Annotated in this window: 11 protein-coding genes; 8 read left to right on the top strand and 3 right to left on the bottom strand. The window is 64.8% G+C overall.

The window, feature by feature from the left end; translation table 11 throughout:
* The first annotated feature begins 17 nt into the window (after positions 1-17).
* The 5 genes from AC07Y9_RS15475 (at position 18) to AC07Y9_RS15455 (ending at position 6,542) form a co-directional block, all read left to right on the top strand.
* Positions 18-3,494 carry a response regulator gene (locus AC07Y9_RS15475; protein WP_102680368.1) on the top strand — a complete coding sequence of 1,159 codons (3,477 nt, stop codon included), beginning with the start codon at positions 18-20 and terminating at the stop codon, positions 3,492-3,494.
* Positions 3,494-4,309, top strand: a complete 816-nt coding sequence (locus tag AC07Y9_RS15470) for a CheR family methyltransferase (RefSeq protein ID WP_025808689.1) — start codon at positions 3,494-3,496, stop codon at positions 4,307-4,309. Before AC07Y9_RS15475 ends, AC07Y9_RS15470 begins: the two co-directional genes overlap by 1 nt.
* A complete protein-coding gene (locus tag AC07Y9_RS15465; RefSeq protein ID WP_007924855.1) occupies positions 4,306-4,911 on the top strand; it encodes a chemotaxis protein CheB in 606 nt (201 codons plus the stop codon). Before AC07Y9_RS15470 ends, AC07Y9_RS15465 begins: the two co-directional genes overlap by 4 nt.
* The gene (locus tag AC07Y9_RS15460; protein WP_102680367.1) at positions 4,905-6,086 is read left to right on the top strand and encodes a hybrid sensor histidine kinase/response regulator; all 1,182 of its coding nucleotides are present in this window, start codon (positions 4,905-4,907) and stop codon (positions 6,084-6,086) included. The genes AC07Y9_RS15465 and AC07Y9_RS15460 overlap by 7 nt, the downstream gene beginning before the upstream one ends.
* A gap of 78 nt (positions 6,087-6,164) precedes the next feature.
* Positions 6,165-6,542 carry a response regulator gene (locus tag AC07Y9_RS15455; RefSeq protein WP_007924849.1) on the top strand — a complete coding sequence of 126 codons (378 nt, stop codon included), beginning with the start codon at positions 6,165-6,167 and terminating at the stop codon, positions 6,540-6,542.
* A 287-nt stretch (positions 6,543-6,829) separates the two neighbouring features.
* Here the strand turns inward: AC07Y9_RS15455 and AC07Y9_RS15450 are convergent, their stop codons facing one another.
* Positions 6,830-7,885, bottom strand: coding sequence for a tetratricopeptide repeat protein (locus AC07Y9_RS15450; protein ID WP_102680366.1), 1,056 nt, complete (start codon positions 7,883-7,885; stop codon positions 6,830-6,832).
* 290 nt (positions 7,886-8,175) lie between these two features.
* Here AC07Y9_RS15450 and AC07Y9_RS15445 point away from each other — a divergent pair, with 290 nt between their 5' ends.
* The 3 genes from AC07Y9_RS15445 to AC07Y9_RS15435 are packed head-to-tail and all read left to right on the top strand — an operon-like array spanning position 8,176 to position 11,460.
* Positions 8,176-10,323 carry an FUSC family protein gene (locus tag AC07Y9_RS15445; protein WP_102680365.1) on the top strand — a complete coding sequence of 716 codons (2,148 nt, stop codon included), beginning with the start codon at positions 8,176-8,178 and terminating at the stop codon, positions 10,321-10,323.
* Entirely contained in the window at positions 10,313-10,516 is a 204-nt protein-coding gene (locus AC07Y9_RS15440) for a DUF1656 domain-containing protein (RefSeq protein ID WP_007924845.1), read from the top strand. The genes AC07Y9_RS15445 and AC07Y9_RS15440 overlap by 11 nt, the downstream gene beginning before the upstream one ends.
* On the top strand, positions 10,513-11,460 hold the full coding sequence (locus AC07Y9_RS15435) for an HlyD family secretion protein (protein ID WP_102680364.1): 948 nt from the start codon (positions 10,513-10,515) through the stop codon (positions 11,458-11,460). The genes AC07Y9_RS15440 and AC07Y9_RS15435 overlap by 4 nt, the downstream gene beginning before the upstream one ends.
* A gap of 193 nt (positions 11,461-11,653) precedes the next feature.
* Here the strand turns inward: AC07Y9_RS15435 and AC07Y9_RS15430 are convergent, their stop codons facing one another.
* The gene (locus AC07Y9_RS15430) at positions 11,654-13,075 is read right to left on the bottom strand and encodes an efflux transporter outer membrane subunit (protein ID WP_102680363.1); all 1,422 of its coding nucleotides are present in this window, start codon (positions 13,073-13,075) and stop codon (positions 11,654-11,656) included.
* A complete protein-coding gene (locus tag AC07Y9_RS15425; protein ID WP_102680362.1) occupies positions 13,072-16,251 on the bottom strand; it encodes an efflux RND transporter permease subunit in 3,180 nt (1,059 codons plus the stop codon). Before AC07Y9_RS15425 ends, AC07Y9_RS15430 begins: the two co-directional genes overlap by 4 nt.
* Positions 16,252-16,256 lie beyond the last annotated feature (5 nt).

The following is a 16,256-nucleotide window of genomic DNA, read 5'->3' as shown; positions in this document are numbered from 1 at the left end:
TTTACCAAGGCCTTTCAATGATCTCTTCGTCTTCGGTCGATGAACAGAGTTTTCGCAAGCTGCTAAGCCGCAACATCGCGCTTCCCCTGGGCGTGGGCGTGCTCAGCGCGGTGGTCTTCGTGTCCCTGATCAGCTATCTGCTCTCGGCGATCCAGTGGGTCCAGCACAGCGATCGGGTGATCAACGGCATCAACCAGGCCGCCAAGCTGACGGTCGACCTGGAAACCGGCATGCGCGGCTTCCTGATCACCGGCGACGAGCATTTTCTCGACCCGTATGAAGTGGCCAAGCCGCAGATCTTCAGCGAATTGCGCGAGCTGCGGGGGCTGGTGGCGGATAACCCACAGCAGGTGGACCGCTTCAAACGCCTGGAAGCCTTGCAGGAAGAGTGGGGCCTGCACGCGAAAAACATGATCGAGATGCGCCGCCAGGAGGGCGATTATCGCCGCTCGGTGCAGTCCGGCCGGGGCAAGCGCCTGACCGACCAGATGCGCAAGGAATACGACGAAGCGGTGGCGATGGAGCAGCAACTGCGGGTCGATCGCAACGAGAATGTCACGCGCACCACGATCCTCAGCGTGGTCCTGTACCTGCTGTTCGTGGTGGTGATCAGCGGCCTGCTGGCCTATATCGGGCGCCGCGACCTGCTCAACCTGTCGAAGAGCTACAGCGCCAACCTCGAGGCCCAGCAGCAAAGTGCCCGGAGCCTGGCGCAACAGGCCTGGCTGCGCAGTGGCCAGACCGAACTGGCTGAGCAGTTGCTGGGGCAACTGACGCTGAACCTGCTGGGGCGCAACCTCCTGCAGTTCTGCGCGCAATACCTGGGCAGCGTGGTGGCGGCGCTGTATGTGCGTGAAGAGCACGGCGGCCTCAAGCGCGTGGCCGCCTACGGCTTCTCCCGCGAGCAGGAAGAGCGCGAACAGTCGATTTTCCTCGGTGAAGGCATGGTCGGCCAGGCGGCCCAGCAGGACCGGCTGATCCGCCTGGACGAGGTGCCCGCCGATTACTTCAAGGTCAGCTCCGGCCTGGGCGAAGGCGTGCCGCGCAGCGTGCTGGTGGTGCCGACCAGCGACGACGACCGGGTCAACGGGGTGATCGAGCTGGGCTTCCTGCGCGCCCTCAGCGAGCGTGATGTCGAGCTGCTGGAACTGATCGCCGGCAATATCGGCACCGCCATCGAGGGCGCGCGTTATCGCCAGCGCCTGCAGGAAGTGCTGGCCGAAACCCAGCAGCTCAACGAAGAGCTGCAAGTGCAACAGGAAGAACTGAAGACCGCCAACGAGGAGCTCGAGGAACAGTCGCGGGTGCTCAAGGAGTCCCAGGTGCACCTGGAGGCCCAGCAGGTGGAGCTGGAGCAGACCAACGAGCAGCTGGCGGAGCAGCGCGACGCCATGGACCGCAAGAACGGCGAGCTGAACCAGGCCCAGGTGCAGTTGCAGGAGCGTGCCGAGGAGCTGCAGCGCTCGAGCAAGTACAAGTCCGAATTCCTCGCCAATATGTCCCACGAGCTGCGCACGCCGCTGAACAGCTCGCTGATCCTGGCCAAGCTGTTGGCGGAAAACGCCGAGGAAAACCTCAGTGCCGAACAGGTGCAGTTCGCCGAGTCGATTTATTCGGCGGGTAACGATCTGCTCAACCTGATCAACGACATTCTCGATATTTCCAAGGTCGAAGCCGGCAAGCTCGAAGTACGTCCGGAAAACGCCAGCGTCGCGCGCCTGGTGGAAGGCCTGCGCGGGCTGTTCCAGCCGCTGACCGCGGACAAGGGCCTGGAATTTCGTGTCGAGTTGCAGCCCGGCGCGCCTTCGATGCTGTTCACCGACTGCCAGCGGGTCGAGCAGATTCTCAAGAACCTGCTGTCCAACGCGGTGAAGTTCACCGAGAAGGGCCAGGTCAGCCTGAGCGTGTCGCGCGAGCCGGAGGCGGGCATTGCCTTTGCTGTGCGCGACTCAGGGATAGGCATCGCCCCGGAACAGCAGGAAAGCATTTTCGAAGCCTTCCGCCAGGCCGATGGCACCACCAATCGCCGTTACGGCGGCACGGGCCTGGGGTTGTCGATTTCCCGCGACCTGGCGGCATTGCTCGGCGGTTCGATCACGGTCGCCAGCGAGCCGGGGCAGGGCAGTGTCTTCACCCTGGTGCTGCCGGAACAATACGTCGAGCACGCACCAGAGCCGCAAGAGGCGGCCAGGCCCGCCGCCGTGCGGGTGATGCCGGCGCCGAGCAAACCGGCTACGTCGCCGATTCCCCCGGTGCCCGAGGTGGAGATTGCGCGTTTCGCCGACGATCGCGACAAGGCGCCGTTCGCCACCCGCTGCATCCTGGTGGTGGAGGACGAACCGAACTTTGCCCACATTCTGTATGACCTGGCCCACGAGCTGGGTTACCAGTGCCTGGTGGCCCACGGCGCCGACGAGGGCTACAGCCTGGCCGAGCAGTTCGTGCCGGACGCGATCCTGCTGGACATGCGCCTGCCGGATCATTCCGGCTTGACGGTGTTGCAGCGCCTCAAGGCGCATGCCACCACCCGGCATATCCCGGTGCATGTGATCTCCGTGGAAGACCGGGTCGAGGCCGCCATGCACATGGGCGCCATCGGCTATGCGGTCAAGCCCACCACCCGGCAAGAGCTCAAGGACGTGTTCGCCCGCCTGGAAGCCAAGCTCACCCAGAAGGTCAAGCGTGTACTGCTGGTGGAGGACGACGACCTGCAGCGCGACAGCATCGCCCGGCTGATCGGCGACGACGACATCGAGATCACCGCCGTCGGCCTGGCCCAGGAGGCCCTGGAGCTGCTGCGCGACAACCTCTACGACTGCATGGTCATCGACCTGAAGCTGCCGGACATGCTCGGCAACGACCTGCTCAAGCGCATGTCCACCGAGGACATCTGCTCGTTCCCGCCGGTGATCGTCTACACCGGGCGCAACCTGACCCGCGACGAAGAGGCGGAGCTGCGCAAGTATTCGCGCTCGATCATCATCAAGGGCGCTCGCTCGCCCGAGCGCCTGCTGGACGAAGTGACCCTGTTCCTGCACAAGGTCGAGTCGCAGCTGTCCCACGAGCGGCAGAAGATGCTCAAGGCTGCCCGCAGCCGCGACAAGGTCTTCGAGGGGCGCAAGGTCCTGCTGGTGGACGACGATGTGCGCAATATCTTCGCCCTCACCAGCGCCCTGGAGCAGAAGGGCGCGATCGTGGTCATCGGCCGCAATGGCCATGAGGCGATCGCCAAGCTCAACGAAGTCGAGGACATCGACCTGGTGCTGATGGACGTGATGATGCCCGAGATGGACGGCTACGAAGCCACCCAGGAAATCCGCAAGCAGCCGCGCTGGCGCAAGCTGCCGATCATCGCGGTGACCGCCAAGGCCATGAAGGACGATCAGGAGCGCTGCCTGCAGGCCGGGGCCAACGATTACCTGGCCAAGCCGATCGACCTCGACCGGCTGTTTTCCCTCATTCGAGTCTGGTTACCCAAGATGGAAAGAATCTAGTGGAGCGCAATACCGAGATCGAACTGCGCCTGTTGATCGAAGCTATCTACCTCAAGTACAGCTACGACTTCCGCGATTACTCCGGCGCCTCGATCAAGCGCCGGATCAACCATGCGCTGCGCCAGTTCGAATGCAAGACCATTTCCGCCCTGCAGGAGCGGGTGCTGCACGATCCGGGCGCGTTCATGCAGCTGCTGCAGTTCCTGACGATCCCGGTCAGCGAGATGTTTCGCGACCCGTCGCACTTCCTGGCGATTCGCCAGGAAGTGGTGCCGCTGCTCAAGACCTATCCCTCGATCAAGATCTGGATCGCCGGCTGCAGCACCGGCGAAGAGGTCTATTCCATGGCCATCCTGTTGCGCGAGGAAGGGTTGCTCGAGCGCACCATCATCTACGCCACCGATATCAATCCCAGCTCCCTGGAGAAGGCCAAGCAGGGCATCTTTTCCCTGGAGAACATCCGCGCCTACACCCAGAACTACCAGCAGGCCGGCGGTTTGCGCTCCTTTGCCGACTACTACACGGCGGCCTACGACTACGCGATCTTCGACAAGACCTTGCGTGAGAACGTGACCTTCGCCGATCACAGCCTGGCGACCGACAGTGTGTTTTCCGAAACCCAGCTGATTTCCTGTCGCAACGTGCTGATCTATTTCAACAAGAAGTTGCAGGACCGGGCCTTCGGCCTGTTCCACGAGTCGCTCTGCCACCGTGGGTTCCTGGTACTGGGCAGCAAGGAAACCCTGGACTTCTCGGCCTACGGCGAGCATTTCGAGCCGCTGGTCAAACAAGAACGGGTCTACCGCAAATCATGAACGATGACGCCAACGGGCAATCCGCCTTGCCGCGGGTCGAGGCCATAGTGATAGGTGCGTCGGCCGGCGGCGTCGAGGCGTTGCTGAAAATCTTCACGGCGTTTCCCGAGGGCTTCAGCCTGCCGATAGTGGTGGTGCTGCACCTGCCCGAAGAGCATCGCAGCCAGTTGGCCGAGCTGTTCGCCCAGCGCCTGGCGCTGCCCGTGAAAGAGGCCCGCGACAAGCAGACCATCGAGCGCGGCACCCTGTATTTCGCCGTGCCCGGTTATCACTTGTCGGTGGAGCAGGACCGCAGCCTGTCCCTGAGCCAGGAGGAGCGCGTGCATCATTCGCGTCCCGCCATCGATTACCTGTTCGACTCCGCCGCCGATGCCTATGGCCCGCGCCTGGCCGCGGTGCTGCTGACCGGGGCCAACCAGGACGGCGCGCAAGGCCTGGCCCAGGTCAAGCGGCGCGGCGGCCTGAGCATTGTCCAGGACCCGGCCGAGGCCCAGGTGGCGACCATGCCCGAGGCGGCCATCGCGCTGCACCGACCGGATTACATTCTCCCTTTGCACGGCATCAGCCGTCTGCTTGTCGAGCTGGAACGAATCGCATGTTAAGTAATATCCAAGCCAAGCTGCTGATCGTCGACGATCTGCCAGAGAACCTGTTGGCCCTCGAAGCGCTGATCAAGCGCGAGGACCGCCAGGTGTACAAGGCACTGTCAGCGGACGAGGCATTGTCGCTGTTGCTCCAGCATGAGTTCGCCATGGCCATCCTCGATGTGCAGATGCCCGGCATGAACGGCTTCGAGCTGGCCGAGCTGATGCGCGGCACCGAGAAGACCAAGAACATCCCCATCGTGTTCGTCAGCGCCGCCGGGCGCGAGCTCGACTATGCCTTCAAGGGCTACGAAAGCGGCGCGGTGGACTTTTTGCACAAGCCGCTGGATACCCATGCGGTGAAGAGCAAGGTCAATGTGTTCGTCGACCTGTACCGCCAGAGCAAGGCCATGAAGCAGCAGGTCGAAGCCCTGGAGCAGAGCCGGCGCGAGCAGGAGGCATTGCTCAAGCAGTTGCAGGCGACCCAGAACGAGCTGGAGCAGGCGGTGCGCATGCGTGACGATTTCATGTCGATCGTCGCCCATGAGGTGCGCACGCCGCTGAACGGCCTGATCCTGGAAACCCAGCTGCGCAAGATGCACCTGGCCCGCGACAACGCCGCCGCCTTCACCCTGGACAAGATGCACGCCATGGTCGACCGCGACGAGCGCCAGATCAAAAGCCTGATCCGCCTGATCGAGGACATGCTGGACATCTCGCGGATCCGTACCGGCAAGCTGTCGATCCGCCCGAGCCGGGTCGACCTGGTGCAGCTGGTGCGCGGCCTGCTGGAGAGTTTCGCGCCCCAGGTCGAGGCCGCCGAGTCGTCGATTGCCCTGAACGCCGAAGACTCGGTGTTCGGCCAGTGGGACGAGTTCCGCATCGAACAGGTGATCTCCAACCTGCTGACCAATGCCTTGCGTTATGGCGCCAAGAGCCCGATCGAAGTACGGGTCTACAGCACAGGCGGGCAGGCGCGGGTCGAAGTGCGCGATCACGGGATCGGCATCAGCGAGGAAAACCAGGCGCGTATCTTCCAGCAGTTCGAGCGCGTCTCTGTCAATCATGCGGTGGCCGGGCTCGGGCTGGGGTTGTTCATTTCCGAGCAGATCGTCACCGCCCATGGCGGCACCATCGAAGTCGACAGCAGGATCGGCGAAGGTGCCCTGTTTCGCGTTTGTCTGCCGCTGTAGGAAAACACCGGCTCCCACGCAACCTTCTGGATGACCGGATGGTCGTATCAGCAGCTATTGACCGAACAAAGGCTTCTCATGAGTGAAGATGCACAAGACGTCGTACTGATCGTCGAAGATGAACCGGTGATTCTGATGTTGCTCGCCGACTATCTGTCAGGCCTGGGCTACCGGGTGTTGCAGGCGGAAAACGGCGAGCAGGCATTCGAGATCCTCGCCAGCAAACCGCACCTGGATGTGATGATCACCGACTACCGGCTGCCGGGCGGGATTACCGGGGTGATGATCGCCGAGCCCGCGGTGAAACTGCGCCCCGACCTCAAGGTGATTTTCATCAGCGGCTATCCCACCGAGATTCTCGAATCCGGCAGCCCCATCGCGAGAAGCGCGCCGATCCTGGCCAAGCCCTTCGACCTCGACAGCCTGCAAGAGCAGATCCAGCGCCTGCTGGCGTAACCTCCCGCGGCCGGCAGCGGGCATGTAGCCGCCAGCAAGATCGTCAATCGACCCTCGCGGCGTATCAGACAACATGCATGTTCAGGACTTGCGCCTGCGGCAGCGGCTACGCGAAGTCTGCCGCGCTCCTGTAGCCGCTGCCGAGCCCGCGAGGCTGCGCTCGCCTGCAAAGCAGGCGTAAATCCAGGCCGCGCACTCCACCTGGTCCACCGCAGAATCAGGTTTTGCGACAACTGCGTTGTCGATAGCAGCCTCGCAAGCTCGGCAGCGGCTACAGGGAATAGCCTTTACAGGCCTTGCTGCAAGGCCGGATCGTCGGGGTTCTGTTGCTCCAGCTGGGCCAGGAGGATCTGCACGTTCTGCAACTGGCCGCTTTCCTTCCAGTACTTGATCAGCAGCACCCGCGCCTTGCGGTTGGCGGGCTGGCGCTGGACGATTTCCTCGAGCTGTTTCTGCGCCGCTTCCAGCTCCTCTTCGCTGTGCAGGGTGGTGGCCAGGTCGTAGCGGTAATTGGCGTTGTTCGGCTCCAGCTCCACGGCGCGGGACAGGCCGAGCAGGGCGAACTCGCCCTGGTCGTGGTGCAGCAGCCACATGCCCAGGGCGTGTTGCAGGTAGGCGGAATCCTGTTGCGCCTGCAGCTGTTTGGCCAGCAACTGGCGGGCGGCTTCGCTCCGGCCCTGGCGGTCGAGCACCTCCAGTTGCAGGATCACCGCTTGCAGGTTGTCCGGTTGCAGGCTCAAGGCGTGCTCCAGCGTCTGCTGGGCCTGGTCCAGGTTGGCGTTGTGCAGGTACAGGCGCGCCAGTTGGTATTGCGCCTCGACGTTCTCCGGCTGGGCCTTGAGCACCTGGGTGTACTCATCGATCACTTGCTGCAGCGGCCCGAAATACAGGCCCTGTTCATCCGGCGACAGGCCGAGCAGGGCGGTGACGGCGGCGAAGCGCACGCTTTGCACTTCATCGTCCAGCAGCGGGCCGATCAGCAGGCTGCGCTGGCGCGCCGGGACCAGGCCGAGCACCGCCTGGATGGCGGCCTCGCGGACCTCGGGCTCGGTGTGGTGCAGGCCAGCGTCGGCCAGTTTCAGCGCCTGTGGGCTGGGGTAGTTGTGCAGCTCGGCGAGCAGGCGGATGCGCCGGCTGTCTGACAGGTCCGGACGCCCCAGCTGCTGATACAGCACCCGCGCCGCGCCGGGCTGGCCGTTGCGCGCCTGTTCCAGCGCCTTGCCGTAACCGTGCCTGATCGCATCCGGCACCACCGGTGGCGTGGTACGCAGGAACAGCCACGCCAGGCCCAGGGCCAATACGACGAGGAGGCTGATCAACAGGGTGCGGCGGGGCTTGGTCATGCAGGCATCCATGGCAGGGGCGGCTTTACGAAGGCGCAAGCTTCGGTCAGGTTCCCCTCGGAGTCAAACCCGCTTGCGGGGCGGCGGGCAGGACTCGGGTTTTTGCGGCGGGGCGAGGCTGGAAGAGCGGCGCCGGCCGGTCCAATCAGTCTGCTTGACCAAGCGATTGGTGCGAAGGATCGACAGTTCGGGAAAAATTGCCTTCCTGCCGGGAAGGCCGGGACGATAAGCTTTCCCGGCCGCAGACTGACTACGCTAGCCGCAGGTGCCCCTTTGTCCAGAACCCACTCATGCAGCCACTGATCAATTACTTCAAGGTCGTGATCCACCCGGGGGGCGCGGTGCTGCGCTTCGCCCTGCGTACCATCGCCGCTGGCCTCTTGACCCTGTACCTGGCGTTCATCTTCGACCTCGACCAGCCCAAGTGGTCGCTGATGGCGGTGATCATCGTCAGCCAGCCCCTGGCCGGCATGGCCCTGGCCCGCAGCTTCGGCCAGGTGGTCGGCACTACCCTGGGGGCCGCGGTGGCGGTGCTGATCATGGCGATCTTCCCCCAGGCGCCGCTGCCGTTCCTGGTCACCCTTGGGCTGTGGCTGGCGTTGTGCACCGCCGGCGGCACCTTGTTGCGCTACACCAGCTCCCAGGCGTTCGTGCTCAGTGGCTACACCGCGGTGGTGGTGGCGATGCTGGCGATCCCCGACCAAGGCAACACCCTGATGCTGGCCATTACCCGGGTCACCGAAACCCTGCTGGCGGTGGCCTGCGTCTGCGTGGTCAGCCTGCTGACGGCGCGGCCCGAGGCCGTGGCCCATGGTTACTTCGCCAAGATCGACCAGGTGCTCAAGTTGCTGGCGACCCACGCCGCGGCGGCGATTCGCACCGACGAAAGCGAGGCCGACTTCCACAAGCGGCAGATGCAGTTGCTGGGCGAGATCAGCGCCCTGGAAGGGTTGCGCCGCCACCTGTATTTCGATGCGCCACGCCTGCGCAGCGCCGACGGCCTGGTGCAATTGCTGGGCAACCAACTGGTGCTGCTGACCTCGCGCCTCACCGTGCTGCGCCACCAGCGCGAGCTGCTGCGGGCGCGCTGGGTCGGCGAGCTGCCGGAGGCGATCCAGCAACTGCGCGCCGACGAGCTGGCGTTTCTCGACGAGCTGGCACAGCACGGGCGTGCCTTGCCCGCCGCCTCGCGGCAGCAGTTCGCGCAGTTGCAGCAGCGTTTCGACGAACAAGCGCGGCGCGCCGAGCGCGAGGCCGATGCCTTGCCCGCCACCTTGCGTTCCCTGGCCTGGGCCCTGCGCTGGGAGCAGGCGCGGATGCTCAAGCAGCTCGAAGACATTCTCGAATTCAGCGATGCCATCCAGGACGGTCGCCAAGCCAGTTGCCTGTACCGCCAGGGCCGCTCAAACCCACTGCACCTGGACTGGCCGCTGGCGGCGATGAATGCGCTGCGGGCCTTCACCGCGCTGCTGGTCGCCGGGCTGATCTGGATCGAAACCGCCTGGGACGGCGCGCGTTCGAGCATGGTCCTGGTGGGCATTCTCTGTTCGCTGATGGCGACCTTCCCACGGCCCTTGGCGGCGGCACAAAGTTATATGCGCGGCCAGGCCCTGGCGCTGCTGGTCTCGGCGGTCTACGTCTTCGCCCTGGTGCCCTTGATCGGCGATTTCGAGTGGTTGGCGCTGTTGCTGGTGCCGCTGCTGTATACGGTCGCGGTGGGCCTGGCCAGCCCGATGACCGCCGGCATCGGCATGGGCCTGGGGCTGTCGAGCCTGCTGATGATCGGCCCGCAGAACATCGGCGCCTGGCAGAACAATGCCGCTCAGTGGTTCGAGTTCGCCGGGGCCTATGTCAGCGGCGGGGTGCTGTCGTTGCTGGTCTATGCGTTCATTTTTCCGTTCAACCCGGTGCTGCGCATTCGCCGCTTGTTCCGCGACACCCGCGAACAGGTGTACGCCTTGCAGAAAACCACGGCCAGCGATGAGGAGCAGTTTGTCTTCGAGAGCCGCATGGTCGACCGCCTGACCCAGATGCTCGGGCTGTTGCCCGCCGCCGCCGACCGGGCTTCCGCCGAACGTTTCGAGACCAGCCTGGCCTGCATGACCCTGGGCGTGGCGATGAACCAGCTCAAGCAGCAGAGCCTGGACAACCCCTGGCTGAGCAGCGCGGCCAACGCCGGCCTGCAGCAGTTGCTGCGGCGGGTCGGGCGGTATGTGGCGGGGCGCCCGGGGCTGGATGTAGACGAGCTGCTGGCGCGGCTGCGGCAGCTGGGCGACCACCTGGACCAGTTGCACGCCGACGACCGACCCCAGGCCCACGAACAGCTGTGGTCGGTGTTCCGCATGCGCGTTTCGCTGCTGATCGTCGGCGCTTTCCTGGAGCGCTACCGCCCTATGCTGCAACCCACGGAAACAGGAGAACCGGCCCTTGCCCATTGATTTCGAATTCGGCGGCGTCTACCTGCCGCCCATTGCCCAGGCCCTGTTGCTGGCCTTGCCGATTTTCCTGCTGCTCGACTGGGGGCTGCGGCGCCTCGGTGTATTGCGTTTCGTCTGGCACGAAGCGTTGTTCGAAGGGGCGCTGTATGCCTGCGTCTGCGCCACGGTCATTCTGTTGATGGGAAGCCTATGAATCTGAAAAATACCCTGGCCCGTTCGATCACCCTGGTGGCGGTAGTGCTGGCGCTGGTGTTGGGCTGGTTCGCCTGGGAGCATTACACCCGCGCGCCCTGGACCCGCGATGCGCGGGTGCGGGCCGATGTGGTGACCCTGTCGGCGGACGTCGCCGGGCGCATTGTCAGCCTGCGGGTGCAGGACAACCAGCACGTGGACAAGGGCCAGCTGTTGCTGGAAATCGACCCGGCGCAATATGCCCTGGCCGTGGAACATGCCAAGCGCTCGGTGGAAGTGGCGGTCGCCACCCTCGGCCAGTCCGAGGCGGCGATTGCCGCCAGCGCGGCGCAGCTCAAGCAGCGGCAAAGCGAAGAGCGCCGGCGGCGGACCCTGAAGCAGGGCTTCGCGATTTCCGGCGAGGAGTGGGAAAAGTCCAATACCGATGTGGCGGTGGCCCAGGCCGACCTGTTGCGCGACCAGGCCAACCTCGGCCTGGCCCAGGCCAACGTGCACCTGGCCCAGGCCGCGCTGAAGCAGGCCGAACTGGACCTGCAGCGCACCCGGGTCGAGGCCCCGGTCAGCGGCTACGTGACCAACCTGCAGACCCGCCAGGGCGACCATGCCGCTGCCGGCGCGGCCTTGCTGGCGCTGGTGGACAGCGCTTCCTTCTATGTCAGCGGCTACTTCGAGGAGACCAAGCTGCCGCGGATCGAGGAGGGCAGCGCGGTGCGCATCCAGCTGATGAGCGGCGAGACCTTCAACGGCAAGGTGCAGAGCATCGCCTTCGCCATTACCGACCGCGAGAACTCCGAGGGCAGCCGCCTGCTGGCCAACATCAATCCCAGCTACACCTGGGTCAAGCTGGCGCAGCGGGTGCCGGTGCGGATCGCCATCGATCCCGATTACCCGGGCAAGGACAGATTGCGCGCCGGGACTACGGCGACGGTGACGGTGTTGGAGTAGGTCGGGAAATGGCGGTGCCGGCGAGGGCGCCTATCGCGAGCAAGCTCGCTCCTACATGAGCCGTGCACGCTCATGTAGGAGCGAGCTTGCTCGCGATGCTGTTCCATGGGCGAAAAAAAGCCCCGTGACCGAATGAGAACACGGGGCAAAAATTTGGTTGGTTGCGGCCAACCAAAGGAGCTCGGTTGAAGCCTTACTTGCTGGCCACCGTCTCAGGCTGCCAGCCGCCACCCAGGGCCTTGTAGATGGCGACGATGCCACGGTACAGGTCGACCTCGGCCTGGGCCTGGGAGTCTTCGGCGGCCAGGCGTTCGCGCTGGGCGTCGAGCAGCACCAGGAAATCGACGGTGCCTTCGCGGTAGCGGATCTCTGCCAGGTCGGCCGCGGCGCGGCTCGACTCGCTCTGGCGAATCAGCGAGATCAGGCGTTGCTGGCGCTTGCCGTAGTCGCTGAAAGCGTTTTCCGACTCTTCCAGGGCCAGCAGCACTTGCTGTTCGTAGGTCGCCAGGGCGCCGTCGGCGTCGGCATTGGCGCCCCGCAGGCGGGCGCGTACGCTGCCCAGGTCGAAGGCCGCCCAGGTAATGCTCGGGCCCAGGGCCCAGGCATTGGCGGCCGAGGAGCCGATCTGCGAACCACGGCCGGCGGTGAAACCGAGGAAGCCGCTGAGGCTGACCCGCGGGAACAGGTCGGCCTTGGCCACGCCGATCCGCGCGGTGGCGGCGGCCAGCTGGCGTTCGGCGCTGAGGATGTCGGGACGCCGTTGCAGCAGTTCGCCCGGGTCGCCGATCGGCAGGGCCTTGGCAATCGCCGGCAACTGCGCGGGCTTGAGATCGACACTGAGCTTGTCCGGACGCTCGCCCAGCAGGGTGGCGATACGGTTGCGCTGACGCACCTGTTCGGCCTGCAGTTGCGGCACGCTGGCCTCTACCGCGGCCAGGCGCGCGTCGGCGCGGACCACGTCGAGCTGGTCGCCGACGCCGGCGTCACGCAGGCTTTCGGTGATCTTGCGCGACTCCTGCTGGTTGTCCAGGTTGGCCAGGGCGATCTTTTCCCGCAGCTGGGCGCCGCGCAGTTGGCCGTAGGCGTCCACCAGCTCGGCAATCATGGTGACTTGCAACTGGTAGAGGTCGGCCTCGGCGGCCTGCTGGTCGGCTTCGCTGGCTTCCAGGTTGCGCTGGATGCGGCCGAACAGGTCCAGCTCCCAGGCCATGTCCAGGCCCAGGTCGTAGCGTTCGCTGTTGACCCGGCGGGTGGTCTGCCCAGGGATCTGCCCCTTGGCCAGATCGCTGCTGGCACGGCTGGTGATGGTCGGCATCGCATCGTTGCTGGCGTCGTCGCGGATCGCCCGGGCGGCCCGCAGACGGGCGAAGGCCACGCGCAATTCACGGTTACCCTGCAGGGACTTTGTCACCAGCTGGTTGAGCACCGGGTCGTCGAACTGCTGCCACCAGATGCCTTCGAAGCGCGCGCGGTCGAAACTCTTCTGGCCCGCGGCGCCATCGGCGGCGGCCGTGATATGGGCCGCCTCGGTGGTCGGGGTCTGGTAGTCCGGGCCCACGGCACAGGCGCTCAGGGCCAGTGCCAGCAAACTCGGCAGGAAGACTTTCAGGCTCATTGTTGCGCCTCCAGTTTCAGGGCACGGGTCGCTTTGCGGGCTTCGCTGCGCTCCACATAGTTGCGGATCAGGACGTAGAACACCGGGGTCAGCAGCAGGCCGAAGAAGGTCACCCCGAGCATCCCGGAGAACACTGCGACACCCATGGCATGACGCATTTCCGCGCCGGCGCCGCTGGAGAACACCAGGGGCACCACACCCATGATGAAGGCGAACGAGGTCATCAGGATCGGCCGCAGACGCAGGCGGCAGGCTTCCAGGACCGCGGCCAGCGGGTCGAGGCCTTCTTCCTGCTTGTCCTTGGCGAACTCGACGATCAGGATCGCGTTCTTGCACGCCAGGCCCACCAGTACGATCAGGCCGATCTGGGTGAAGATGTTGTTGTCGCCACCGGACAGGATCACCCCGGCGATGGCCGACAGCAGGGTCATGGGCACGATCAGGATCACCGCCAGCGGCAGGCTCCAGCTCTCGTATTGCGCGGCCAGTACCAGGAAGGCCAGCAGCACGCAGAGCGGGAAGACGAACAGCGCGGTGTTACCGGCCAGGATCTGCTGGTAGGTCAGCTCGGTCCATTCGTAGGTCATGCCGTTGGGCAGTTCTTCCTTGAGCAGTTTCTCGATCGCCGCTTCCGCCTGGCCGGAGCTGTAGCCTGGTGCGGCCGCGCCGTTGATTTCCGCGGTGACGAAGCCGTTGTAGTGCATCACGCGGTCCGGGCCCGAGGTATCGCTGACCTTGATGAAGGTCGCCAGCGGGATCATCTCGCCCTTGTTGTTGCGTACTTTCAGTTGGCCGATCTGCTCGGCCTCGAGACGGAACTGCTGTTCAGCCTGGACGTTGACCTGGTAGGTACGGCCAAAACGGTTGAAGTCGTTGGCGTACAGCGAGCCCAGGTAGACCTGCAGGGTGTCGAAGATATCGCTGATGGCCACGCCGTGGGTCTTGGCCTTTTCCCGGTCGATAGCCGCGTCGACCTGGGGCACGTTGACCTGATAACTGGTGAACAGCCCGGCCAGTTCCGGCACGCTGCGACTCTTGGCGATGACGTTCTGCACTTCTTTATACAGCTCTTCGTAACCCATGCCGCTGCGGTCCTCGACCTGCAGGCGGAACCCGCCGATGGTCCCCAGGCCCTGTACCGGCGGCGGTGGGAAGATCGCCATGTAGGCTTCCTGGATATCGGCGTACTTGCCGTTCAGGGCACCGGCGATGGCCCCGGCGGACATGCTCGGGTCCTTGCGCTCGTCGAAAGGCTTGAGGGTCACGAACACGATGCCGTTGTTCGGGCTGTTGGTGAAACCGTTGATCGACAGGCCCGGGAAGGCCACCGCGCTTTCCACGCCCGGTTGCTTCAGGGCGATGTCGGACATGCGCTTGATCACGTCCTCGGTGCGGTCCAGGCTCGCGGCGTCCGGCAGTTGGGCGAAGGCCACCAAGTATTGCTTGTCCTGGGCCGGGACGAAGCCCATCGGCGTGTGGGCGAAGCCGAACCAGGTCAGCACCATCAGGCCCGCGTAGAGGAACAGGGCGATGCCGCTGCCCCGGATTACCCGGCGCACGGTGCCGACGTAGCCACCACTTGCGCGGTCGAAGAAGCGGTTGAAGGGTTTGAACAGCCAGCCACCCAGCAGCTTGTCGAGGAACTTGGAGAAGCCGTCCTTCGGTGCGTGGTGGTCCTTGAGCAAGACCGCGGCCAGGGCCGGCGACAGGGTCAGGGAGTTGAAGGCCGAGATCACCGTGGAGATCGCGATGGTCAGGGCGAACTGCTTGTAGAACTGCCCGGTCAGGCCGCTGATGAAGGCCGCCGGCACGAACACCGCGCAGAGCACCAGGGCAGTGGCGATGATCGGCCCGGTCACTTCGCGCATGGCGCGCTTGGTGGCTTCCACCGGATTCAGCCCGAGGCCGATATTACGTTCGACGTTTTCCACCACCACGATGGCGTCGTCCACCACGATACCGATCGCCAGCACCAGCCCGAACAGCGACAGGGCGTTGAGCGAGAAGCCGAACAGGTGCATCACGGCAAAGGTACCGATCAGCGAGACCGGCACCGCCACCAGCGGGATGATCGAGGCGCGCCAGGTCTGCAGGAACAGGATCACCACCAGCACCACCAGGATCAGTGCTTCGAACAGGGTATGCACCACGGCCTCGATGGAGCCACGCACGAAGATGGTCGGGTCGTAGACGATGCTGAAGTCCATGCCTTGCGGGAAGCTCTGTTTCAGCTCGGCCATCTTGGCCCGCACTTCGTTGGAAATCTCGATGGCGTTGGAGCCAGGGCGCTGGAAGATCGGGATCGCCACCGCCGGCTGGTTGTTCAGCAGCGAACGCAGGGCGTACTGGTTGGAACCCAGCTCGACCCGGGCGATGTCTTTCAGGCGGGTGATCTCGCCGTTGTCGCCGGAGCGGATGATGATGTTCTCGAACTCTTCCTCGGTCACCAGGCGGCCCTGGGTGTTGACCGACAGCTGGAAGCTGGTGGCGCTCGGCGCGGGCGGGGCGCCCAGGGTACCGGCGGCGACCTGGCGGTTCTGCTCGCGAATGGCGGTGACCACGTCGGTGGCGGTCAGGTTGCGTGAAGCGGTCTTGTTCGGATCGAGCCAGACCCGCAGCGAGTAGTCGCCCATGCCGAACAGCTGCACATCGCCGACGCCGCCCAGGCGCGCCAGCTCATCCTTGATATTGAGGATGGCGTAGTTGGACAGGTAGAGCATGTCGTAGCGTTTGTCCGGCGAGGTCAAGTGCACGACCATGGTCAGGTCGGGCGAGGCCTTGTCCACGGTGATGCCGATGCGCGTCACCTCTTCAGGCAGCTTGGGCTCGGTGCGGGTCACGCGGTTCTGCACCTGCACCTGGGCGTTGTCCAGGTCGGTGCCCAGGGCGAAGGTGATGGTCAGGGTGATCTTGCCGTCGGCGGTGGACTGCGAGGACATGTAGAGCATGTTCTCGACGCCGGTGATGGCCTGCTCCAGGGGCGCGGCCACGGTTTCGCCGATCACTTTCGGGTTGGCGCCCGGGAAGTTGGCGCGCACCACCACGGTCGGCGGTACCACTTCCGGGTATTCGCTGATGGGCAGCTGGAACAGCGAGATGGAGCCGGCGATCAGGATCAGCAGCGACAGCACCGCTGCGAAGATCGGCCGTGAAATGAAGAATTGGGAGAAATTCATCTTGA

The organism is Pseudomonas sp. GW456-L12 (genome assembly GCF_059424045.1).
The sequence above is the reverse complement of the archived record's forward strand: the minus strand, read 5'-3'. Positions and strand labels throughout refer to the sequence as shown.